The organism is Brevundimonas sp. TWP3-1-2b1 (assembly GCF_049896165.1).
Classification (GTDB): domain Bacteria; phylum Pseudomonadota; class Alphaproteobacteria; order Caulobacterales; family Caulobacteraceae; genus Brevundimonas; species Brevundimonas subvibrioides_B.
In genome coordinates, this window is record NZ_JAFCTT010000002.1 from 172,739 (window position 1) to 196,019 (window position 23,281).

The 23,281-nt window shown below is 67.9% G+C and carries 18 protein-coding genes and 1 tRNA gene; 5 read left to right on the top strand and 14 right to left on the bottom strand.

Going from position 1 to position 23,281, the window contains the following annotated elements; translation table 11 throughout:
- The first annotated feature begins 76 nt into the window (after window positions 1–76).
- Entirely contained in the window at window positions 77–2,371 is a 2,295-nt protein-coding gene (locus tag ACP7AB_RS02630; RefSeq protein WP_425987376.1) for an ATP-binding protein, read from the top strand.
- 149 nt (window positions 2,372–2,520) lie between these two features.
- Here ACP7AB_RS02630 and ACP7AB_RS02635 read toward each other — a convergent pair whose 3' ends face one another.
- Both ACP7AB_RS02635 and aceA read right to left on the bottom strand, forming a co-directional pair.
- The gene (locus tag ACP7AB_RS02635) at window positions 2,521–2,739 is read right to left on the bottom strand and encodes a hypothetical protein (RefSeq protein WP_303695478.1); all 219 of its coding nucleotides are present in this window, start codon (window positions 2,737–2,739) and stop codon (window positions 2,521–2,523) included.
- A gap of 19 nt (window positions 2,740–2,758) precedes the next feature.
- Window positions 2,759–4,039, bottom strand: a complete 1,281-nt coding sequence (gene aceA / locus ACP7AB_RS02640) for an isocitrate lyase (protein ID WP_425987377.1) — start codon at window positions 4,037–4,039, stop codon at window positions 2,759–2,761.
- Window positions 4,040–4,339: 300 nt separating this feature from the next.
- Here aceA and ACP7AB_RS02645 point away from each other — a divergent pair, with 300 nt between their 5' ends.
- The gene (locus tag ACP7AB_RS02645; protein ID WP_425987379.1) at window positions 4,340–5,767 is read left to right on the top strand and encodes a helix-turn-helix domain-containing protein; all 1,428 of its coding nucleotides are present in this window, start codon (window positions 4,340–4,342) and stop codon (window positions 5,765–5,767) included.
- Between the two features lie 130 nt (window positions 5,768–5,897).
- Here ACP7AB_RS02645 and ACP7AB_RS02650 read toward each other — a convergent pair whose 3' ends face one another.
- Window positions 5,898–6,884 (bottom strand): helix-turn-helix transcriptional regulator, encoded by a 987-nt coding sequence (locus ACP7AB_RS02650; protein WP_425987380.1) that lies wholly within the window; start codon window positions 6,882–6,884, stop codon window positions 5,898–5,900.
- A gap of 89 nt (window positions 6,885–6,973) precedes the next feature.
- On the opposite strand from ACP7AB_RS02650, the gene ACP7AB_RS02655 reads away from it, so the two are divergent.
- Both ACP7AB_RS02655 and ACP7AB_RS02660 read left to right on the top strand, forming a co-directional pair.
- Window positions 6,974–7,204 (top strand): hypothetical protein, encoded by a 231-nt coding sequence (locus ACP7AB_RS02655; protein WP_425987381.1) that lies wholly within the window; start codon window positions 6,974–6,976, stop codon window positions 7,202–7,204.
- A gap of 38 nt (window positions 7,205–7,242) precedes the next feature.
- On the top strand, window positions 7,243–8,202 hold the full coding sequence (locus ACP7AB_RS02660; RefSeq protein ID WP_425987382.1) for an alpha/beta hydrolase: 960 nt from the start codon (window positions 7,243–7,245) through the stop codon (window positions 8,200–8,202).
- On the opposite strand, the gene ACP7AB_RS02665 is transcribed toward ACP7AB_RS02660, so the two are convergent.
- The 3 genes from ACP7AB_RS02665 to ACP7AB_RS02675 form a co-directional block, all read right to left on the bottom strand.
- Window positions 8,199–8,618, bottom strand: coding sequence for a DUF1801 domain-containing protein (locus ACP7AB_RS02665; RefSeq protein ID WP_425987383.1), 420 nt, complete (start codon window positions 8,616–8,618; stop codon window positions 8,199–8,201). The two genes, ACP7AB_RS02660 and ACP7AB_RS02665, sit on opposite strands and share 4 nt — an antisense overlap.
- The gene (locus ACP7AB_RS02670) at window positions 8,618–9,046 is read right to left on the bottom strand and encodes a cupin domain-containing protein (RefSeq protein WP_425987384.1); all 429 of its coding nucleotides are present in this window, start codon (window positions 9,044–9,046) and stop codon (window positions 8,618–8,620) included. The genes ACP7AB_RS02665 and ACP7AB_RS02670 overlap by 1 nt, the downstream gene beginning before the upstream one ends.
- 94 nt (window positions 9,047–9,140) lie before the next feature.
- Window positions 9,141–9,217 (bottom strand) — tRNA-OTHER (locus ACP7AB_RS02675).
- Window positions 9,218–9,375: 158 nt separating this feature from the next.
- Between ACP7AB_RS02675 and ACP7AB_RS02680 the strand changes: the two genes are divergently transcribed.
- Complete coding sequence (locus tag ACP7AB_RS02680) at window positions 9,376–10,647, top strand: lytic murein transglycosylase (RefSeq protein ID WP_425987385.1); 1,272 nt, start codon at window positions 9,376–9,378, stop codon at window positions 10,645–10,647.
- Window positions 10,648–10,838: 191 nt separating this feature from the next.
- Here ACP7AB_RS02680 and ACP7AB_RS02685 read toward each other — a convergent pair whose 3' ends face one another.
- The 8 genes from ACP7AB_RS02685 to ACP7AB_RS02720 all read right to left on the bottom strand — a co-directional run bounded on the left by ACP7AB_RS02685 (window position 10,839) and on the right by ACP7AB_RS02720 (window position 23,210).
- Complete coding sequence (locus ACP7AB_RS02685) at window positions 10,839–11,273, bottom strand: hypothetical protein (RefSeq protein WP_425987387.1); 435 nt, start codon at window positions 11,271–11,273, stop codon at window positions 10,839–10,841.
- A gap of 38 nt (window positions 11,274–11,311) precedes the next feature.
- The gene (locus tag ACP7AB_RS02690; protein WP_425987388.1) at window positions 11,312–14,629 is read right to left on the bottom strand and encodes a discoidin domain-containing protein; all 3,318 of its coding nucleotides are present in this window, start codon (window positions 14,627–14,629) and stop codon (window positions 11,312–11,314) included.
- A 44-nt stretch (window positions 14,630–14,673) separates the two neighbouring features.
- Window positions 14,674–15,489, bottom strand: coding sequence for a carbohydrate ABC transporter permease (locus ACP7AB_RS02695; protein WP_425987389.1), 816 nt, complete (start codon window positions 15,487–15,489; stop codon window positions 14,674–14,676).
- A complete protein-coding gene (locus ACP7AB_RS02700; protein ID WP_425987390.1) occupies window positions 15,486–16,376 on the bottom strand; it encodes a carbohydrate ABC transporter permease in 891 nt (296 codons plus the stop codon). The genes ACP7AB_RS02695 and ACP7AB_RS02700 overlap by 4 nt, the downstream gene beginning before the upstream one ends.
- Window positions 16,373–17,641, bottom strand: coding sequence for an extracellular solute-binding protein (locus tag ACP7AB_RS02705; RefSeq protein ID WP_426046085.1), 1,269 nt, complete (start codon window positions 17,639–17,641; stop codon window positions 16,373–16,375). The genes ACP7AB_RS02700 and ACP7AB_RS02705 overlap by 4 nt, the downstream gene beginning before the upstream one ends.
- Window positions 17,626–19,062: a glucoamylase family protein gene (locus ACP7AB_RS02710; protein ID WP_425987392.1), complete on the bottom strand. Its 1,437-nt coding sequence runs from the start codon at window positions 19,060–19,062 to the stop codon at window positions 17,626–17,628. The genes ACP7AB_RS02705 and ACP7AB_RS02710 overlap by 16 nt, the downstream gene beginning before the upstream one ends.
- 96 nt (window positions 19,063–19,158) lie before the next feature.
- Window positions 19,159–22,128, bottom strand: a complete 2,970-nt coding sequence (locus ACP7AB_RS02715; RefSeq protein WP_425987393.1) for a TonB-dependent receptor — start codon at window positions 22,126–22,128, stop codon at window positions 19,159–19,161.
- Window positions 22,128–23,210 (bottom strand): LacI family DNA-binding transcriptional regulator, encoded by a 1,083-nt coding sequence (locus tag ACP7AB_RS02720; RefSeq protein ID WP_425987394.1) that lies wholly within the window; start codon window positions 23,208–23,210, stop codon window positions 22,128–22,130. Before ACP7AB_RS02720 ends, ACP7AB_RS02715 begins: the two co-directional genes overlap by 1 nt.
- Between the last annotated feature and the right edge of the window lie 71 nt (window positions 23,211–23,281).

The following is a 23,281-nucleotide window of genomic DNA, read 5'->3' on the forward strand; positions in this document are numbered from 1 at the left end:
CATCCCGCCTGATCATACACCTGTTTTTTTACCTCTGCCGTTCAGAGTGATCGCGAACGTCGGGGAATAGGCGCCTTTGGACTGGATAGTGAACTGCCTGGTGGTCAAGCATGACTGGCGGCTTACGCTGCTGGCGGCGACCGTCTGTGCGGTCGGTCTGGCCACCTGCATCGCCCTGATAGGCAGGGCCCGCCACAGCGCCTCGCGCATGAGGATGGCCTACGGGGCCGTCGCCGGCCTCGTCGGCGGCCTGGCGGTCTGGGCGACCCATTTCCTGGCCATGCTCGGCTACCGATCCGACGCCGTGATCCGCTACGCTGCGGGCGAGACCCTGCTGTCGCTAGGCATCGTCATCGCCGGTATGATTCTCGGCGTCGCCGTCGCCCTGAACGACGGCTCTCGCCTGACGCGCGCCCTGGTCGCGATGCTCGCGGCCTCGAGCGTAGCATCGATGCATTTCATCGGCATGGCTGCCATGCGTATTCAAGGCGCCGCGCTCTCCTGGGACCTGGGCGCCGCGGCCGCGGCCGTCGGCCTCAGCATTCTGCTCTCGCTCTGCACAGCCTTGTGGGTCAAGCGAGACGGCTGGTGGCGCGTCCCCGCGAATACGGCCTTCGCGGTACTGAGCGTCGTCACCCTGCATTTCGGCGCCATGACGGCGATGACCATCGCGCCCGATCCGTCTTCGGTCCTGTCCCCCAGCCTGATCTCGCAATCGGGCCTGCTGCTATGGGTCGTCGGCGGGGCCACCGTGGTGGTCATTATCGCCTCGATCGTGACGAGCCTGGGTCTGTGGGGCCGCTCCACCGTGCTGAACCATCTACGAGAAGCCATAGACACCATGCCGGACGGTCTGGGCTTCTACGACGCCGACGACCGCCTGCTGATCTGGAACGCACGCTATGCAGAGGTGAATCCCGAGGTCGCCAATGCCCTTGCCGTCGGCGTTCGCTTCCGCGACCTGCTCCAGCGGGGTCTCAAGCAAGGCCTGTACGAAGATGCTTTCGGTCGCGAAGAGGAATGGATCGAGGATCGCCTCGCGTCCCGCCGTCACCTGTCGAACACCTTGGAGCAAAAAATCGCGGGCGACCGCTGGCTGCGCGTCCAGGACCGCCGCACCTCAAACGGGGGCATCGTCACCGTCGTCAATGATATCACCGACCTGAAGCGCGACGCCAAGTCGCTGGCCGAGGCGCGGGATGCGGCGGAGGCGGCGAACCGGGCGAAGTCCGAGTTCCTGGCGAACATGAGCCACGAGATCCGGACGCCCCTGAACGGGGTCATCGGCCTGACCCAGGCGCTGGCTCGCACGAGCCTGGCCCCCGAACAGCGCGAGATGCTGGATCTGATCCAGTCGTCGGGAACCACGCTCCAGACGCTGTTGAGCGACATACTGGACCTCGCCCGCGTTGAATCCGGCCGTCTGGAGATCGCCGACGAGATCTTCGACCTGACCCGCGCCGTCAACGACGCCGCGCATCTCTACAGAGAACCGGCCTCCGACAAGGGCCTGCAGTTTTTCGTCGAGATCGAGCCGGAGGCCGCCGTCTGGGTGCGCGGCGACGTCGTGCGCGTGAAGCAGGTCCTGACCAATCTCGTCTCCAATGCGGTAAAGTTCACCGCCACCGGCTTCGTCAGTCTGACCGCTTGCGTGGGCAAGGACCGGGCCGGCGCGCGGATCATGCGCTTTACAGTCGAGGACACGGGCGTCGGCTTCGACGCCGCCGCCAAGGCCCGACTGTTCACCCGTTTCGAACAGGCCGACGGCACCATCACCCGCCGCTTCGGCGGGACCGGCCTGGGCCTCGCCATCTGCCGTCAGCTGGCGGACCTGATGGGCGGCGAACTGGATTGCGAGAGCGAGCCCGGCGGCGGCTCGGCCTTCATCCTGACGCTGCCCCTGATCATGGCCGAGGCGCCGGCGGAGCCGACCGTGGCGGCTGCGGCTGCGACCGAGGATCATTCGAACCGGCGCCTGCGCGTGCTCGTCGCGGACGACCATCCGACCAATCGCAAGGTCGTCGAGCTGATCCTGTCCCAGGCGGCGATCGATCTGGTTCAGGCCGAGAACGGCGCCGAGGCGCTGCAAGCCTGCCGCGCCCAGAGTTTCGACATGATCCTGATGGACATGCAGATGCCGGTGATGGACGGCCTGACGGCCGTGCACGAGATTCGCCTGCACGAAGCGGCCATGGGCCTGGACCGCGCGCCGATCGTCATGCTGACGGCCAATGCCCTGCCCGATCACGTCGCGGCGGCCAGAGCAGCCGGCGCCGACCGGCACCTGGCCAAGCCGTTCGACGCCGCCGAGTTGCTCGCGCTGGTGGCGGAACTCGGTCGTGAGAGTCAGCAAAAATCCGCTGCGGCCTGAACGGCAAAAATTCGGCGACGTGAACCGCCTAGAGCGCCAATTCGGGCGGTCCCGAACGGCAAAAGCCGCCGACACTGCGAAGTGCCGGGCTTTCGCCCCTAAATATTCCGTGCACCCCGGCGAAGGCCGGGATGCACGGTGGAAAGAGGTTACTCGTAGCCGTGGGCTGCTTCGTTGATCACCTGTGACGGCATCTGGCTGAAGTCGACCGTTGTGGGGGCCGAGGCGACCGCCAGCTTGGTCTGGTAGGTCTTGATCACATGCTCCAGACGACGGCGGACTTCACGTTCGGCCTCGGTGCCCGAATCCAGCGCCAGGGGCGCCAGGCAGAAGTCGATAATGGCCTGGGGGCGGCTCAGCGGTTCCATAGGCGTCTCTCCTGTTTGATTATTCGGCCGCGACGAACTGCGCGGTCTCGGTGGATTCCTTCATGGCGGTCGTGGACGACTGCCCGTTGGAAATGACGGTGGCGACGGTGTCGAAGTAGCCGGTGCCCACCTCGCGCTGGTGACGGGTCGCGGTGTAGCCCGCCGCTTCGTTGGCGAACTCGCGTTGCTGCAGCTCGGAATAGGCCGCCATGCCGCGGTCGCGGTAACCGTCCGCCAGTTCGAACATCGAGTTGTTCAGGCTGTGGAAGCCGGCCAGGGTCACGAACTGGAACTTGTAGCCCATGGCCCCCAGCTCGCGCTGGAATTTGGCGATGGTGGCGTCGTCCAGCTTGGCCTTCCAGTTGAAGGAGGGCGAGCAGTTGTAGGCCATCAGCTTGCCGGGGTGCTCCTTCTGGACGGCTTCCGCGAACTTCCTGGCGTCCTCCAGCGACGGGTGGCTGGTCTCCCACCACAGCAGATCGGCGATGTTGGCGTAGCTCAGGCCGCGCGCGATGCAATGGTCCAGCCCCGTGCCCTCCTTAAGGCGGAAGAAGCCCTCGGGCGTGCGGTTGTCGCGGTCGATGAAGGGCTGGTCACGCTCGTCGATGTTCGAGGTGATCAACTGGGCGCTCTCGGCGTCGGTGCGGGCCACGGTGATCGTCGGCGTGCCCATGACGTCGGCCGCCAGACGCGCCGCGACCAGGTTGCGGATATGGGCCTGGGTCGGGATCAGGACCTTGCCGCCCAGGTGGCCGCACTTCTTCTCCGAAGCCAGCTGGTCCTCGAAATGGACGCCGGCGGCGCCCGCCTCGATGAAGGCCTTCATGATCTCGAAGCTGTTCAGCGGGCCGCCGAAACCGGCCTCGGCGTCGGCGACGATCGGGGCGAACCAGTCGCGCTTGGCCCCGCCCTCGGCATGCTCGATCTGGTCGGCGCGCTGCAGGGTGCGGTTGATGCGGCGGCACAGTTCCGGCGCGGCATTCGCCGGGTACAGAGACTGGTCCGGGTACATGGCGCCGGCGGTGTTGGCGTCGGCGGCGACCTGCCAGCCCGACAGATAGATGGCCTTCAGGCCGGCGCGGACCATCTGCATGGCCTGGTTGCCGGTGACGGCGCCGAGGGCATTGATGAAGGGCTCGGTGTGCAGCAGCTCCCACAGGCGGTTGGCGCCGCGCTCAGCCAGGGTGTGGGTGATCGGCACCGAGCCGCGCAGCTTCAGGACGTCTTCCGGCGTGTAGGGGCGCTCGATACCGTCGAAGCGGCCTTTGGGCGAAGGGACGAGATCGGCGAAGGTGGTCATGGCGCTCTGCTCAGGATCTGACCGAGGCGAACGTCGCACCGGTTCGGTCAGGACAGAGAACACGCCGCTGTCATTTCTGATACAGGCGCAGGCTGACGGTTCGTGTCATGTTGTCATATCGTGACCTTGCTATTTATGACATATCATGACAATTGTCTCCATCACCGTGCACCCCGGCGAAGGCCGGGGTCCCTAAGCGATACGGGTGGCAGGGACAGATCCCCGAGGTGTGCCGCCTTCGACGACGGAGTTCGTGATCTGGACCCCGGCCTTCGCCGGGGTGCACGGAGGGAGATATCGATGGACGCCTCAGCCGATCGCAAGCTGTTCCTCGGCGCCCGCCTGAAGCGGCTGCGACGCGATCGGGGCCTGACCCAGACGGCCATGGCCGGCGACCTCGGCGTCTCGCCCAGCTATCTGAACCACATCGAGCGCAACCAGCGCCCGGTCTCGGCCCAACTCCTGCTGCGCCTGGCGCAAACCTATGACGTCGATCTCCGCCAGCTGAGCCAGCCGGGAGCTGCAGGCGAAGCCGAACTGTCGGAGGTCCTCGCCGACCCCCTGTTCCAGGGCCTCGAGGTCCCGCGTCACGAACTGTTGCAACTGACGGATGAGGCGCCGGCCGCCGCCGAGGCCCTGCTGCGCCTCTACCGCGCCTTCGCCGAACAGCGCGACCGGTCCCGCGCCGCCCTGATTAACGGCGGCGAGTCTGCAACCGGCCCCTCCCCCGCCGACTGGGTGCGCGACCATATCCAGTCGCGCGCCAACCATTTTCCCGAACTCGATGCCCTGGGCGAGGCCCTGCACGCGGCGCTGGACCCCAACCAGACCGGCGACGGATTCGAGGCCCTCGCCCGCTCCCGCCTTCAGAGCCGCCACAATCTGTCCGTCCGGGTCATGCCCGCCGAGGTCATGGTCGAATGGACCCGCCGCTTCGACCCGCACCGCCGGCGCCTGCTGTTGTCCGAGACGCTCGACCCGTCGTCCCGCGCCTTCGCCACCGCCTATCAACTGGCCCTGTCCGAGCACGAGGCCGAACTGTCGGCCCTGGCCGACGCCGCCCGGCCGCCGGACGAGACCACGCGCGCGCTGCTCAAGGTTTCGCTGACCAACACCCTCGCCGCCGCCATCCTGATGCCCTACGCCGCCTTCCAGCGGCTGGCCGAGGCGACCAGCTACGACATCGCCCGGCTCCAGACCCGGTTCGGCACGTCGTTCGAACAGGTCGCCCACCGGCTGACGACCCTGTCGCGCCCCACTGCGCGCGGCGTGCCCTTCTTCCTGATGCGGGTGGATCAGGCGGGGAATGTCTCCAAACGCTATGCCTCGGGCGCCTTCCCCTTCGCCCGCTTCGGCGGCGCCTGCCCGCGCTGGCGGCTGCATTCGGCCTTCCGCACGCCCGGCCGCCTCGTCACCCAGATCATCGAGACGCCCGACGGAAGCCGCTGGTTCACCCTGGCCCGCACCGTCGATCGCCAGGGACACGACGGCTACGGCGAGCCCCACGACCTGGCCATCGGCCTGGGCTGCGAGCTGAAGGATGCACATCGGCTCATCTATGCGCGCGGCCTCGACCTGACCGCGCCGGAGGTCACCCCGATCGGCCCCGCCTGCCGCCTGTGCCACCGCCACCCCTGCGCCGAGCGCGCCGCCCCGCCGGTGGACCGGCCGCTACGCGTCGACGACTGGTCGAAGTCGGTCAGCCCCTATCCGTTCGCGGCGGCCTAGACTGATCGGCCGAGGAGCACTCGCTTCGCCAGTCCGCTGAGACCGTGAATCAGGCTCCAGATCATTGCGAGAGGATGATTCACGATTCATCTCGGGCCCGCGAAGCGGGCCCACCAGAAACGATCATGCTCTAAGACGCGCTGCCCAACGCCCGCTGCGCCGCCGCCAGTTCCCCGGCCATCACAGCCTTCAGCCGCTGCGGCGCCAGGATCTTCACCTGTTCGCCCCAGGTGAACAGATGCCAGGCCAGCTCCCGCATGCCCGAGGCCCGGAACCGCACGATGACCGATCCGTCCGCCTGATCCTCCAGCGTCTGGGTCGGGTGCCAGCGCCAGCCTCGCGCCTCGGCCGCCCCTTCGGGCGAGACGCGCAGGACCACGTCCTCGATCTCATCCTGATAGATGCCGAACGACTGGCTGGCGAAGACCGACAGGTCGAATTCCGGCGGCGGCGGGGCGAACCCGGCCAAGGCCTCCACGGCGCTCATCCGGTCAAGTCGGAAGGTCTGCACCCGCCCGCTCTCCCGGTCCGCCGCGACCAGATAGTTGGCGCGCCCGAACATGACGCCACAGGGCGCCACGCTGCGCCGCCGCGCCTCCGCACCCGGCCGTGAGTAGGTGAAGCCCAGCGGCGATTGCGCCAGCACCGCGCCCCGGATGGCCGCCAGCATGGCCTCGTCCGCGTTCGGCCTGGGCCCCGCCTGAACGGCGATCGTTTCGGCCCGCACCAAGGCTTCCAGGTCGGGCGCCAGCCGGTTCAGGGTCGTCGACCGCATCGCCGACTTGAGCTTGCGTTCCAGCCCCTCGAGCGCCGCCGCCCGCCCGGCCTCGCCTGCGGTCCTCAGTCCCTGCGCCGCCTTGGACAGTTCCAGCAGTTCGGTCGCCGTCGGGGCCTGTTCGAAGGCCGACAATCCGCCGCGAATGCGCCAGCGCTTGGTCGGCGGGTCCGATACCTCCTCCACCGACGGAAACAGCAGGATCACCGCGTCCCGCATCCGCTCGGCCGTGCGTCGGCCGACGCGCGATTCGTGCGCCATTTCGTCCAGCGTCAGTCCTTCGGCCGAAGCCGCCATGCGCCGCGCCAGTTCGATGACCAGGACCGCCTTGTCGTGCCGCACCCGCCGCCTCCGAAATGATACGTCCGAAACTGACGTAACTCTGTCCTATCTCAGACTCATCGGCAAGCACACAGAGACCGGAGACACCCATGGCCCGCGCATTCGCTCCCCAGACGCAAATCAACGCCTCCCGCTACCTGATCGTCCCGTGCGAGGCCGACGGCTGCGGCGACCTCGCCGTGATCTGGGATCGGCTGGAGGAACAGGTGGTCGATGTCATCGACGCCCGGGCCAGCGCCCGCTACTCGGACGAAGACGCCCTGTGGGACGAGGCCCGCGCCGCCGACACCTGCTACGACGACTTCCGCATGGCGGCCTGAACGCTTTCCCAGAATCCTGGCCGGCCTATAGTCGGGGGATGCATACCCTTGATCCCGTCGTCTTCGATCCCGCGAGCATCCCCAACGAGACCCGCGACCTGAACGCCTCGATCATCGCCCTGATGACGCCGATGCCGGAATGGTGGGACATCGGTGCCGAAACCTTCCGTGCCGCCCGAAAGGACGGCAAGGGCGTCTTCCCTGCTCCCACCTGTTCGCCCCGCGCCCGTGACGAGATCATCGCCGGTCCCGGCGGTCCGCTGCGCCTCCGCATCCTGCCGCCACAAGGGCCGTCGAGAGGCGTCTATCTCCACATCCACGGCGGCGGTTGGGTCCTCGGTTCGGCGGACGAGCAGGACAAGCTGCTGGAGATCACCGCCGACATGACCGGCCTGACGGCGGTCAGCGTCGACTACCGCCTGGCCCCCGAACACCCCTTCCCAGCCGGCCCGGACGACTGCGAGACCGCCGCCCTGTGGGTCATCGAGCATCTGTCCGGGTTCGGCGGCGAACGCTTCGCCATCGGCGGCGAGTCGGCCGGCGCCCACCTGTCTGTCCTGACCCTGCTCCGTCTGCGCGACAAGCACGGCTGGAACGGCGCCCACGCCGCCAACCTGACCTTCGGCGTCTTCGACGTCGCCCAGACGCCCAGCGCTCGCACGGCCGGCGACGAACGGCTGGTCCTGCGCGGCCTCGATATGCGCCAGTTCGGTGACGCCTTCCTGCCCGGCGTCACGCCCGAGACCCGGCGCGATCCCGCGATCTCGCCGCTCTACGCCGACCTGACCGGTCTGCCGCCCGCGATCTTCACGATCGGCACCCGCGACCCGCTGCTGGACGACAGCCTGTTCATGCACGCCCGCTGGATGGCGGCGGGGAACGCGGCGACGCTGAAAGTCTATCCCGGCGCCGCCCACGGCTTCGTCGCCTTCCCGTGCGACCAGACCCGACAATGGGTCGGCGACACCCTCGGCTTCCTGAAGGCGGCCGTGGCCTAGTTGGGGTACCGGGCCCGGGTCGTCTCGATCGTCAGTCGGATGAGGTCCCGGAGCACCGCCTCGTCCAGGTCGGAGAGCCGGTTCACATAGACGCAGGCCTTGCCGGCCTTGTGCTTGCCGAGCCGGGCCAGTCGCTCGCTGTATCCCGGCTCGTCGCCGGCGAAATACAGCACCAGGTTCGCCTTTCTCGGCGAGAACCCCACCACCGGCGCATCGCCCTCATGCCCGCTGGCGTATCGGTAGTGATACCGGCCGAAGCCGATGATCGACGGCCCCCACATTGTCGCCGGCTCGCCCGAGATCTCCGCCATCAGCGCGGCCACGACCTTCGCGTCTTCACGCCGCTTCGGATTTTCGACCCCGGCGATGAAATCCTCGACCGATGCAGTCGTAATTTTGGTCTTGAGCTCCGCCATCACACCTCTCCCTGCTCCGGTTCCCAGCCCTCAGGAGCCATCTCGAAGCCGATGAAGTCAAACCCCGGCGCGACGGTGCAGCCGACCAGCGTCCAGGCGCCGAGGCTCCTCGCCGCCTGCCAGGCGCCCGTCGGCACGACGCCCTGCGGCCGCTCACCCGCCATCAGGTCCGGGCCCAGCACCATGCGCCGCCCGACCGGATCAGCGATCCTGAGCTCGAGCGGCGCGCCAGCGTGGAAATGCCAGATTTCTGCCGCGTCCACGCGGTGCCAGTGCGACGCCTCGCCCTCGGCCAGCAGGAAATAGATCGCCGTCCCGGCCGACCGCCCGCCGACCTCACGCGGATCGCGGAAGGTCTCGCGATAGTGGCCCCCCTCGGGATGGGGCTTGAGGTCCAACAGGGCGATGATTTCGGCGGCGGTGGGCATGCCCTCACCTGTAGCGCGTCCGAAAGATATGAGGGAATCCGCGCTCAAGCAGCGAGCGACTGCGTCGCTCGCGTTAGCGCACCAAAAAAGTGCCTGGAGGCCTGGCCTCCGAGTTGAACGGAGGGTTCACGGGTTTGCACACCCGCTGCGTTGCCCCTCCGCCACCAGGCCGTGTCCGAGAGCGAGGACAGAATGTCGCACATTTCCTAAGATCGAGGAATCGAACGCGGTTGAGATCGCGTTCACCCTTTCGCCGCAACGGCGCGCCATACTCGCGCGCTAATTGCAGGCTCTTGATCGGCTCAGAGCTGTCTGGAAACCTTCGCCTCATGCGCCTCGACTATCGCCTTATCCTGATTGCCGCCGTCTCGGCCTGCGCGCCGATGCTGCCGGAGGCGCCTCCGGTCATCGCCAGCCCGGCGCCGCCCCGCGCCGCGCCGGTCGCGCCGGCCCCTGCCGTCCCGACCCCGCCGCGCGCTACCCCGGATCAGGCCGGGTTCGAGGGCTGGAAACAGGGCTTCCTGTCGCGCAAGGGCGGCGCCCGCCGCGCCCTCTACGAACAGCAACTGGCCAATCTGACGCCGGACCCCGAGGTCATCCGTCTGGACAGCAGCCAGCCGGAGTTCAGCCGTCCGGCCGGGGCCTATATCGCCAACGCCGCATCGGCCGCGCGTATCGCCGAGGCCCGTCGCCGAATCGACGCCGTGCCCTGGGCCGTGACCCAGCGTTTCGGCGTGCCGGCGGAAATCCTCGTCTCCATCTGGGGCAACGAATCCAGCTTCGGCCAGGTCCAGGGTGACAAGGACGTCATCCGTTCGCTCGCCACCCTCGCCTTCGACGGTCGCCGCCGCGACTGGGCCGAGGACCAGCTTAAGAACGCTCTCGACATCGTCGTCGATGGCCGCCGCGAGCGCTCGGGCCTGCTGGGCAGCTGGGCCGGGGCCATGGGCCAGACCCAGTTCATGCCCGACAACTATCTGCGCCTCGGGATCGACCAGAACGGCGACGGCCATGTCGACATCTGGGGCTCGGACGCCGACGCCCTCGCCTCGGCCGCCAACCTGCTGGCCCAGGCCGGCTGGAAACGCGGTCAGGCCTGGGGTTACGAAATCCAGCTGCCGGCCAATTTCGACTATGCCCTGGCCGAGGCCGATGGCCGCCCGTGGAGCGACTGGGCCCGGCGCGGCGTGACCCTCGCGCGAGGCGGCGCCCCGACCTCGGAAGAGGCCAGCGAGAACGGCGTTATCCTGCTGCCCCAGGGCGCGCGGGGTCCGGCCTTCCTGGCCCTGCCGAACCACTACATCATCCGCCGCTACAACAACTCGGTCAGCTATGCGCTCGCCATCGGCCTGACCGCCGACGGCGTGGCGGGAAAGCCCGGCCTGGTCGGAACCTGGCCCAACGACGGCCCGATCTCGCGCGAGCAGCGCTTCGGCGCCCAGACCGCCCTCGCCCGCGCCGGCTACGATCCCGGCGCCATCGACGGCGTCGTCGGCTCCGGCACCCGCCGCGCCCTCAAACAATGGCAGATCGCCCACGGCCGCATCGCCGACGGCTACCTGACGGCGGCCCTGGCCGATGAGCTGATGCGGGGGATGTGAGTTAATCCCTCTCCCCTTGCGGGAGAGGGAGCTCGCGCACGGCGGCGAAGCCGTCGTCCTGGCGCGATCGGGTGAGGGGTGACGCTGGTCCAACCGGTGAGTGCTGCCCGCCCTCATTTCAGCCGCCCGCGTGACCCCTCATCCGTCAGCCTTCGGCTGCCACCTTCTCCCGCAAGGGGAGAAGGAAACCGTCAGCGCTTCCTGAAGCGCGCCGCCTCGGCCGCCATGCCGGCGCCCCAGTCGCTCTTCTCTTCGGCGGGCTCAGGGACGAACGCCGCTTCCGGCAGGCTTCCCGCCACGCCACGCATCGCCAGGGCCAGCGGCTCGGCCAAGACCGCCAGCATGCGCAGCGGCTTGCGTTTCGCGTCGCGGACGTCCCAGCCCCCGGCCTCGAACGTGTCCGCCTGTTCAGCCGGAGACAGCCGCTCGATCCCGTCCCAGTCATCGGGACGGACGGCGTCCTCGGCCTGTTCCCCCGTCAGGCCGAACACGGCGACCAGCACCTCGTCGACCTCTGGAAACTCGTCGCGGCGCGAGGGATCCGCATAGCCGGGCTTCATCAACGCCTTCGCTTCGAGGTCGGCGACGCCGGGCAGGTCGAGAAGGCGGCGGAGGGTCTGGGTCATGACGGCGGTCTAACGCCTCCCCGGCTCCCCGAAAAGCGTCAGCGCAACTCGACCCGCCGCGCACCGGCCGGGATGACCAGTTCGCGACCCGTCCACTCGCCGTTCCGTCCGTCGATGCGGATGCGTGCGGGCAGGTCCTGCCCCTCGGGCCATTGCAGGACGAAACCGCCCGGCGGCGTCACCCCGGGCGACAGCGTCAGGGTGGTCAATCCGGCCCGACGACGCAGGGCGTAGGTCAGCGGACCATAGGGCGTGCGGACGTCCCGGACGCCCACGCCCGTCGCGCTGTCGATCCAGCGCATCGGCAGGCCGGCGGCGATCACTAGGGCGTGATCCGCGTCCCGGTCGTAGACGAACAGGTCGAGGGCCGAGCGGATGTAGTCCGAGCTGATCCATGCGTGCGGCATGTCGCCGATGAAGCGCGGCTCGCGCAGGTCGCGGCCGACCACCTCGGCCCAGCCGTTCCAGGCCGGGGGCCTGCGGTCGGCGAAGAAGAAGTCCATCGCCGCCATCGCCCTGTCGCGCTGGCCCAGTCGCACGAAGGCCCCGACATTCCTCAACTCATACGGGGTGTAGTCCCGCCACGCCGCGCGGTTGGCCTGGCGCGCTGTGAAGTTTTCCCAGTATTTCTCGAAGGTGCGGATCAGCAGGCCCTGCGGCAGCTCGGCCTGCAGACCGCCCGGCGACAGGCCGATAGTGGTGGAGGTGGCGTCGAAATCGCCCCGGTCGGCCGCGCCAGCGATCCAGTCGATGCGGTGATGGATGGCCGTGCCGGTGATGGAGGCGGTGACGTCGACCGCGAACTCCGCCCTTGCCGCCGTGAAACGGGCGGCGGCCCCGGTCTCACCCAGTGCGACGGCGATCTCGATGGCGTCGCGGTAGCCGAGCAGGCCCCAGAAGTCGTCCCAGTAGGACCAGGCCGCCCGGTCTGAATAGCCCTCGTGGCTGATGGACGGCGGCAACAGGCCGTAGAAGTGGCGCGTCGCGGGCGTCCGGTTCGCCACGGTACGCGTCGACGCCCGCAGCGTGTCCATATAGCCGATCGCGGCCTGCACCTGGGGCCAGACGGCGCGCAGCTGGGTCAGGTCGCCGGTGTAGCGATACGTCTCGGCGGCGAGGAAGACGAACTCGCCGTGGCTGTCGTTCTCGGGCACGGGATCGGCGCCCCGGCTGTCGACGCAGCACGGGACCTTGCCGTTGTCGAAGACATAGGGGGCGTACCAGCGAAGATAGTCCTGCGACAGAGAGGCATGTCCCAGCCGGTTCAGCCCCTCCGCCATCATGGCCCCGTCGCGGATCCATGAGCGGTTATAGCTGCGCGTGCCGGGCTGCAGGGCCGGACCCTGACGCGACATCAGCATGTGGGCCAGCGAGGTCTTCATCGTGTCCTCGATCCGCTGACCCTCGGGCGGCATGACCAGGTCGAACCGGTCGAGCTTCTCGCGCCAGCCGGCGGCGACGCGGTGCTGCACCGTGTCGAACGCCGCCTCGACAGAGGCGGTCGCCGGCAGGGCCGGACGCGGGCCGTCCAGCCCCGAAACCCAGCCGAATGTCCGCGTCTCGCCGGGACGCAGAGTCACCGAATAGAGCATAGCCCCCGCCATCAGACCGGTCCGGTCGGACTCCACCGCCGCATCGCGGGGCGCGTCGGGCCCACGCGCCAGCAGGCTCTGCGGATCGACCCCCGAGGCGAAGGTCGCCAGCCGAACGTCGTCGGGCGCGACCAGCGGATGGAGCCGCAACGCATCGTCCAGCACCAGCTCCGCGCCGGTCCACTGCATCTGGAGGATGGGCGCCGCGCCGCCGGGTACGGCCAGGAACTGAACCGGCCCGTTGACCTGCATCGGCCGTGCCGCGAGCGCCAGCATCAGGGTCCGCTCCTGAGCCGAGGTGTTCGTCAGGTCGTAGCGGCCATAGAGCGCCGCAGCGTCCGGCGATCCCTCGGCCATGGCCGTGACCTTCAGGGTCCAGTCATCCCGGGTCCAGGTCACGGTCGGGATCGGCAGGTCGTCCTCGACCAGGGCCTGATCGATGCGCGCATCCGCCCAGGTCACCAGCCGGCCGTTGTCCAGCACGAAGGGTTCAATCGACGGCCCGCCGCGCTTCAGCTCGATGGCGCCATCCTCGGAGATCAGCCCGCTCTCGCCGCCGCCGTCGACGCCGACGAGCGTCCAGTAGGGTTGCTCGCCGCGGAAGCCGCGCGGATAGAGACCGCGTCGGCTCTGGCCTGCGATCGCGGTCAGGAAGGCGGTCTCGTCTTCACCGAACGCCAGCGGTTCGATGCGCAGATCGGCCAGGGCATAGGCGGTCGCCGCCGCTGCGGCTGTGCCGAAGCCCGCGCCCATCTGACCGGAGCCCGGCGCCGTCTGGGGTGTCGTCAAATCCAGTCTCAGCCAGCGAGCCGAGGCCTCGGGCGTCCTCAGCCAGTCGGTCCCGCCGTCGCCGCCCTGGACCCTGGCGATCTCATGCCACTGGCGGCGGTCGCCGGAAGCCATGACGCGATAGGCCGACGCCGCCTTGCCGTCGACCCAGCGCAAGGTGAGGCCGCCGAACTCACGCTCGTAGCCGAGATCGAGCGTCAGGGAATGCCCGCCCGCCCCGACCGTGCGCCATGCGGTGGCGGGGTCCTCGTCCACGGCCAGGGCAGCGACCGACAGGCCGTCTTCGCTCGTCGCCTCGGCTAAAGGGCGCGGCGGGACGGACGGCTCCGGCGGCAGGGTGCGCAGGGTCAGGTCGTCGATCTCGATGAAGCCCCTGCCGCCCTCTCCGGCGGTGACGACGAATTCGACCCGCTCGGCGCCGCGGAACGCCCGGTCGGGGTTCGGTCCCCAGGCCCAGGCGACCTGCCGCTTCTTGATCGTGAACAGGGTCCAGCCGTCCGGAAAGTCGTAGCGGGTGGTCTGGCGCCAGTGGACGTTCTCTCCCCGCGCGTCCGTGAACTTGACCTCGAAGGTGTTGGTCGGCCCCGCGCCCCGGACCCTGAACGTGATCTCGTAGTTCCCGGGCGCCTCGAACGACAGGTCGCGCGCGGCGAAGGCGTAGCCCGACCGGCCATTGAAATCATAGTCCAGCCGCAGTGCGTCGCCGCGATGGCCCGCCACGGACGACAGGGTCGAGGTCACGTCGGTCGAGGCGTCGGCGCTCCAGGGCGACAGGTCCTCGAACGCATCCAGCGTCCGCGTCGACTGGGCGTGGACGGGCCCAGCGATCAGGACGGCGGCGATGAGGCCTATTCCTCCCCCAAAGGGGGAGGTGGCGCGGCGCCGCTTTGCGCCGTGACGGAGGGGGCTGGCCGCGAACCCGGTGTCTGGGGCCAGCCCCCTCCACCACGTCGTGGTCCGCTCGTCGGATCGCATGCGATCCGTCCTCGACCCCCAACGAGGGAGGAATGAAAGCATACTCAACCCTTCACACTCCCGGCCAGCATGCCGCGGATGTAGAACCGTTGCAGCGCCAGGAACAGGATCAGCACCGGCGCCACGGTGATGACGGCGCCCGCCATCATCAGCTCGATATCCTGCACATGCTCGCGCGACAGGGCCGCCAGCGCGACCGGCAGCGTATAGTTCGACTGGTCGGTCAGGATGATCAGCGGCCACAGGAAGTCGTTCCAGCTGCCGAGAAAGACGAACAGGCCCAGCGTCACCAGGATCGGCGTCAGGGTCGGCAGGACGATGCGGCGGAAGATCTGGCCCTCGCTGGCGCCGTCTATGCGCGCGGCCTCCAGCATCTCGTCGGGGATCGACAGGGCGTACTGGCGCACCAGGAACAGGCCGAAGATCGAGGCCAGCCACGGCACCAGCGCCCCGGCGTAGGTGTTCACCAGCCCCATCGACTTCAGCATCAGGAACAGCGGCAGGGTGCCGATCTGGGCCGGAATGACGAGGGCGCCGATGAGGAGCTGGAACAGCCGGTCCCGGCCCTTGAAGGTCAGCTTGGCGAAGGCGTAGCCGGCAGGCACGGTGAAGGCCAAAGCCAGCCCCGTCGCCAGTGTGGCGAGGGCCAAACTGTTCCACATGTAGCGGCCCATGCCCTGGTTCACGAACAGGTCGCGGTAATGCTCCAGGGTCCAGCGGCTGGGCAGCAGCGGCGGCGGGAAGACGGCGGCCTCGCCCGTCGACATGAAGCTGACCGACAGCATCCACAGCAGGGGGAACAGGACGATCAGCCCGATCAGGGCCACGCCGATGTTCAACAGGATCACGCGGGGCTTCATGTGTGATCTCCGCCCAGCCGCCGCGATACGGCCAGCTGCACCATGGTCACCGCGAAGATGCACAGGAACAGGATGAAGGCGACGGCCGAGGCGGATCCCAGATTCCACCATTTGAAGCCCTCTTCATACATGAAGTAGAGCACCGTCACGGTCGACTGGGCCGGTCCGCCCTGGGTCATGACATAGGGTTCGGCGAACAGCTGGAAGAAGCCGGCCACCGAGATGATCGACACGAGCAGCAGGGTCGGCGCGATCGCCGGAAGGGTCACATGCCGGAACCGGCTCCACGGTCCCGCCCCGTCAATGCGCGCGGCCTCGTAGAGGTCGTCCGGCACGGTCTGCAGCACCGCCAGGAAGATCAGCATATTATAGCCGAAGATCTTCCACACCACGAAGATCAGGATGGCCGGGATCGAGGTGTCGGGGTTGCCCAGCCAGTCGACGGCGGGCAGGCCCACGCTGGTCAGGGCCCAGTTGATGACGCCGTAGCGGGTGTGCAGCAGATAGTTCCACAGCACCGCCGTGGCGACGAGCGTCGTCACATAGGGCGCGAAGAACATGACCCGCCAGACGGGCCGCCATTTGATCGTCCGCGCGTTCAGGATCACCGCCGCCGCCAGCGAGGCGCCGATCGCGAGCGGCACACCCAGCACGCTGAACCAGACGGTGTTCTTCATCGCCTGCCAGAACAGCGGATTGGTCAGCAACCGCTCGTAGTTCTGCAGGCCCACGAACCGCATGTTGCCGAGGTCGGCCAGCGCATAGATGTCGAAGTCGGTCAGGCTGAGCAGCAGCGACGACACCACCGGCACGACGAAGAAGACCGCGATGGCGATCAGCGACGGGGCGACGAAGCCCCAGGCGGCGCGTTCCCGGCGGGAGATCATGCCGCCCGCCCCTGTTCGATCATCCAGCGGCGCTTCTCCAGCAGACGGTCGGCGCGGCGGTCGATCTCGGCGCCAGCCTGCTGGACCGTTAACTCGCCGCGTACCATCCGTTCGGCGACGATCTGCATCTCTGTGACGACCCGCTCCCACTCCGGGACCTTGGGCACGGCCCTGGCGCGCGCCAGCTGGCCGTTGAAGGCGGTCACATAGGGGTCGGACGCCACTTTCGGCGCGGCCCAGGCCGAGGGGCGCGCCGGCAGGTCGCCGGTAATGATGTTGAAGCGCGCCTGCACCGCTGGATCCGACAGATAGCGCACCAGTTTCCAGGCCGCGTCCTGATGCGGCGAAGAGCGGAACACGGCCAGCGATGACCCGCCCGGCGCCGAGGCTCCGGGGCCGGTCGGACCGGGCACGCCAGCCGTGGTCCAGTGCGGCTGGATCTCGGCCGGCAGCCGGCTCTTCATGTCGCCGATGGTCCAGGGGCCGGAGAAGTAGAAGCTGAAATAGCCGCGCGCGAACTCGGTCCAGACGTTCGAGATCTGCGCCGCCGAGGCCAGGGGCGCGAGGCCTTCGTCGAACAGGCTCTTGTAGAAGGACAGCGCCGCCTGAAAGGACTCGCTGGAGAAATTTCCGCGCGTGTCCCGGTCGCGGAGCAATGGTTGATCGCCCTGTAGACCGAATGTCAGAAGCTGCTCGAACTCATTGACCGGCAACAGGATTGCGAAATTGCCGTCGCCTGCCACGCGCTTGACCGCATGCATGGCCCGCTTCCACTCGGCCCAGGTCACCGGCATGGCGTCGAAGCCCGCGCGGGCCAGAAGATCTGTGCGCAGATAGATCAGGCGGGTGTCGACATACCAGGGCGTGGCCATCGCCCGGCCGCCGATCCGGTTGGTCTCCAGCACCGCCGGAAACTGATCCTGCAGCAGGTCGTCGGCGAAGGCGGGCGTCGGCGACAGGGCGCCGATTGCGGCCAGTTCCGCCACCCAGGTATTGCCGATCTGGCTGACGTCCGGCAGCGACGCCCCGGCATAGGCAGTGAGCAGCTTCTGGTGCGCGGCGGTCCAGGGCAGAGGCTGGACCACGACCTTGATGCCCGGATTGGCGGCCTCGAACGCGGTCAGGATCTGGGGCGCGTGGGTCGCCTCGTTGCCCATGGCCCAGAAGCTCAGCCGGGTGATCCCGTCGTTCCGCCCGCAACCCGCCAGAGACGCGCCCGCCATCAGCCCCAGGGCGGCGCGGCGATCGATCATATGTCCAGCCATCCGCCGCTGAATCCGGCCCGCTTCAGCCCGCGCGTGACGTTCGGTTCGCCGCGCATGTGACGCCAGACGAGGTCGGAGCGCCCGTTCTCGATCATGATCACGATCGGTCCCTGGTCAATGCCGAGGTAGTCGCTGTCGACCCAGCCCACGCCGGGCACGATCCGGCCGTGCTGCAGCCGCCCCTCCCGCTCCGTCAGGGTCGGGTTGAACGAGTCGAGGAAGCCCCACTGCGTGTAGATGCCGGCGCCGTAGCGCGACTTCAGCGCCTTGAGCGTCGCGGTGATCTCGACCGGGGCGAACGGATAGCTGGCCAGCGCCGCCGTTGGCGCGATCGTGCCGTCGTCCCGATCGCCCGGTCCACGCACCGAATAGCTGAAGAACTCACGCTCGCGCGCGTCGATGACCTGTTTGAAATCGCCCGGTCCGTCGCAGGCGGTCAGGCCCCAGACCTCTGCGGAATAGCCATCCCAGCCGCCCGGATTGGCGACGGCGTAGGCGCGCTGGGCCGCCACCGCGCGCACGCTGTTCTCGAAATAGTCGAAACCTTCGATCTCGGCCGACTTGGCCCGCATCCAGGCGTCGCGGATGCCGCGATAGTCGACGAACATGTGGCTGTACTGGTGCCCGAACATCGGCGGAAAATGCAGGTGGGCCGGACCCCGGGTCGCCGTCCAGCTCTGGTCATAGACCGAGCACCACTCGTCCCAGACGGCGGGCGGAACCGGATGGGTCGTCGAGCCTATGGCCAGCAGCAGGACCAGCATCCCCTCGTTGTAGACATGCCAGTCGGCGGGGATGAAGCCGGTCTCCGGGTGCCAGCCCATGCTGATCCGGTTCGGCCGGATGACGACCCAGTCCCATTCGATCCGGTCGTAGATCGCCTGGCTCAGACGCCGGATCTCGGCTTCCTCCGCGTCGTCCCCGTCGAAGAAGCGGGCGGCGAACAGCATGCCGGCGAGCAGCAGGGCGGTGTCCACGGTCGACAGCTCGACCCGGCCGTAGCGATGGCCCGTCCGGCGGTCGAGGAAGTGGTAGAAGAAGCCCCTGTGGCCCGTGACGCCGCTCGCCTCCGGCCCCTGGGGCGCGCCGTGGAAGAAGCGGACGGTGTTCAGCGTCCGCGTCCGCGCCTCGTCCCGGCTCATCCAGCCGCGCTCGACCCCGACCGGCCAGCAGGTCAGGGCGAACCCCACCGCCGCGACCGAACAGAAGGAGTCCGCCGGCCAGCGGTCCGGCGTCAGCCCGCGCTCGCGGTCGGTGACATGGACGAACCAGTCGAAGGTCCGGCGCTGGAGTTCATCGACTTCGGGGTCCAGCCGTATCTTGCCGCCGGACATGGGCAGGCCCAGGCTCCCGCAGGCCGACAGGCCCGCAGGGGCGAAAGCGACGGCCGTGGAGGCCAGAAGAAATCGACGACGGTCCATACTCGGATACCCTACGCCAACGCCCCCGCGTCGCCCGCAAAAAATATGGCCGCCCCCCGAAAGGATCGAGGGACGGCCGCCAGTCTCAGGAGACCGTTACCAGCGGTAGCGCAGGCCCAGCTGGACGCTGCGGGTCGGCAGATACTGACCACGCGGCTCGCCGTATTGCGCCGAGCACAGGCACTGTTCGAAGTTCGAGAAATTCTCGAAGTTGAACACGTTGATCGCGTCCAGGATCAGCTCGACCGACTGGCCGTTGAAGACGTCGAACGACTTGGTCAGGCGCAGGTCGATCTGACGGAAGGAGAAGGCGTTGGAGACGATAAAGTCCTGCTTCTCGGGCCGGCCACCGTTCCAGCAGATGTCCGGATTGGACGCCGTCGGGCAGACGAACTGGTGGAAGGGCAGGCCCGATCCCAGTGTCAGGATGCCCGACAGACGGAAGTCGTAAGGCAGGGCGACGATACCCGTCGCCACGATCCGGTGCCGTTCGTCCTGGTTGGTCGGGAAGGTCGGCGACAGGCCCGGACGGTTGTAGTCGAAGTCGAAGGCGCTCAGGCCGCCGTCACGGCTGCCGTTCCGCTCGGCTTCCGACAGGGTGTAGGTGAACTGCATGCCCCAGCCGCTGTCGCTGTCAAACGGCTTGTCGACCGTCAGATACATGGCCTTGAAGGTCTGTTCGGCGTCGTTGTTGCCGAAGAAGATCAGGTTGCGGAACTCCGGGTGGCCGACCGAGCCCGGGGTCGGGCCCGAGAAGCGGTTGCCCGTCTCCGAGCCGGCATTGGCGATGTACCAGGCGAACAGGTTTTCGGTCTTGCCATAGGCGAAGGTCAGGGCGGTCTGGAAGTCGCCGAACTTCTGACGGACGCCGAAGTTGAACTGGTCAGTCCGCGGCGGCTCCATGTCGTTGTTGAGCAGGAAGATCTCGCCCGAACCGGGGGCCGCGGCCAGCAGGGGATCGAGACCGGCCGGTGTCAGATAGGTCGGGTTCCAGGCGACGGTGTTGACGCCGCCGCGCATGCCGCCGGCCACGGAGAAGAAGATCTCCTTGTTGAACTGGAAGGCCTTGAAGCGCTCGTCGAAGGCGAAGTTGAAGCCGACCCGGTCGTAGTAGCGGCCGGCGCCACCGAAGATCACCGTCCGCTCGTCGTCGAACACATCGTACGAGAACCCGATGCGCGGCTGGAAGGCGCCGGCGAAGGCGTCACGGCCGTCGGTGATATAGTCCGCCGGGTTGAAGTAGGACGGGAAGTCATAGCCCGGCAGCGCCTGGATCCTGTTCAGCGTGTCGCGGATCGAGGCCGGCGTCGAATAGTCGTTGTTGACCGCATTATCCTCATAGTCCCAGCGCAGGCCGAGGTTGATCTCCAGCTGGCTTGAAATCTGCCAGTCATCCTGGATGTAGAGGCCGAAGACATTGTTATCGACATCGGCAGGAGCGACACGTGCGCCCAGTTCGACACGGATCGGGATGTCGCGGCTGCCGTTGATTTCGGGACGCGCGTCGACGTCGAAGATGAACTGAGGGTTCCGGCCGAACTGCTTGTTCACATACATGTTCTGGGCCGAGAATTTCACACCCATCTTGATGGTGTGCTGGCCGTTCCATTCGATGTCGTTGAACGTCAGGTCGTCACGGAACGTGAAGCTGCGCTGGCGGATGTCCTGGTTGTTGCTCTGGCCACCGGTGTTGAACACCGTGTCTTCGCGGTTGAACACATTGTACTGGAAGCCCGGCGCGCCGTTGTCGTCGCGGAAGATGACGTACGACCGGCCGTAGTCCGAGAAATTCAGCGCGGTCGGGTTGTAGGTGTACTCATAGAAGTCGAACTGGGCTTCGTTCAGGAAGCCCTCGCCCTGGTACTGGTGGCGCAGAACGATCGAGGCGACGTCGGTATTGATCTGGTTGGCGCGGCTGTAGGCGTTGTTGCCGCCGAAGTCGCGGATGTCGGCCTCGGTGCGATAGGTGGCGCTCAGGTCCAGCCGCTGGCGATCGTCGATCGACCACGACAGCTTGCCGAAGAACAGGTCTTCCTCGAACGGCGCATCGAAGGTGCCGGTGTCGGCGCCGAACAACGGCGCATAGGCCGAGCGGAACAACTGCACGACGTTCGCGCGAGTCTCGTCCTTGCGCTCATAGGCGGCGAAGAAATGCAGCCGGTCCTCGATGATCGGTCCGCCGACCGAGCCGCCGTACTGCAGGCGCTCGACGCCCACTTCGCGGCCCTGGAAGTCTTCCGAGGTCCAGTCGCTGTCCTGGTAGGTGATGAAGGCGTCGCCGGTCAGCTCGTTGGTGCCCGAACGGGTCACCGAGGTGATGATCGAGGACGAGGCCTGCTCATACTCGGCCTTGAAGTTCTGGGAGATGACCCGGAACTCCTGGATGGCGACCTGCGGGAAGGGGTTGCCGCGGCTGTCGTCCTGACCGCCGACGCCGCCGTCGATGATGGTCGACTTCTGGTTCTGGCCGTCGATGAAGACGTTGATCGCCGATGCGCCCTGGCCGCCGGCGGAGATGGTGCGCTCGGTCTCGCCCTCGGTCACCCGCACGCCGGGCGCCAGGGCCGCGAAGTTCATGAAGTTGCGGCTGATCTGCGGCAGGCTGTTGATCTGGACTTGGCTGACATTGGTCGCCACTTCAGAGGTCCGCACTTCGAAGATGCGGCGGCCGGTGACGATCACATCGTCCAGTTGGGAGCCCTCGGCGGAACCGGTTACAGCCGGGGCCACATCAAGATCGAGCGTGGCCACCTGACCGAGAGCGATGGTGATCAGGTCCTCAACGGTCTGGCCGTCCGCCGTCGTGACGTTGATCTGGTAGGTGCCCGGACGCAGGCCCGACAGCACATAGCCGCCGTCGGCGCCGATCCGGCCCCGGCTGACATAGCCGGTGGCGACTTCGGTGGCCGTGATGCTGCCGCCGGTCTCGACCGCCTGGCCCTCATAGATCGTCCCCCGGAGGGTGGACGTGGCGCCCTGGGCCGAGGCCCCGCCGGCGCAGGCCAGGGATACGGCCATGGCGAGCGCCGAGGCGGCCCCCAGATACTGGATGGATTTGCGGGTCATCAGGAATTCTCCCCCTTCAGAGACGGCGTTTCGGCAAGGGCGCGAAGGCGTCCGCCGGAGTTTGTCTGGACCTGGTTCGGTGTCGCCGGCTGGCTTGACGCGCGTACGACCAGCTCAGGGCGCACGATCTCGCAGGCGGTGTCGGCGACGGCTTCGCCCGCTGCGTTGATGAGGCGGACGAGGCGCTCGAGCGCACTCCGACCGGTTTCGGCAATATGGATTCTCAAGGTGGTCAGGCCCGGCCGGACGAGGCCGGCGAGCGGAATGTCATCAAAGCCGACGATCGCCACGTCTTCCGGGACGAGCAGACCCGCGTCCTGAAGCGCCAGCATCGCACCGACGGCCATGTTGTCATTGCCCGCGAAGACGGCGTCCGGGCGCTGTCCGCGCCGCGCCAGTTCCACGCCCGCCGCATGGCCCGACGCCTGGGTAAACGCGCCCTCGACCACCGAGGTCGGCAGGCCCGCCCGCGCCATGGCCTGCAGATAGCCCGCCAGTCGGGCCTCGGCCTCCAGGTTGCCGGCGGGACCGGCGATATGGGCGATGCGACTGCGACCCGTGGCCAACAGATGCTCGACCGCCAGCACCGCGCCGCCGTGATTGTCGACGACCATCGACGGCCGGCCGGCGTCGTTCGCCCCGCCGTTCATCAAGAGCACTGGCAGACGACCCGCGAGGCTGTGGGCCAGGTTGGCCGAATCGAGATGGGGCGACAGCACAATCAGCCCGTCGACACGGCCGCGCATGGAGCGGATGGCGGCCGCCGCATCCGAGGCGTCGTCGTGGGAACTGGACACGATCAGATGCAGGCCGTGGGCGCGCGCCGCCACATCCATGCCCCGGATCAGCTCCGAGAAGAACTCCCCGAACAGGTCAGGCAGGATGACCCCGACCGTGTCGGTCCGGCTGGTCGACAGGCTGCGGGCGCCCGAATGGGGGACGTAGGCCAGGGCCTCGACAGCCTCCAGAACCTTCATCCGGGTCGGCTCGGTGACGGCCCCCGCGCCGGTCAGGACACGGGACACCGAGGCCACGGAAACCCGGGCGCGTTCAGCCACGTCACGGATCGTCGCCGGCTTCATGCCGTGCGTCCGATCGGCGCACGGCCGTCTGAGCTGTGAGTACGGTTGCTATGCACCCAGCGTGTCCTGAA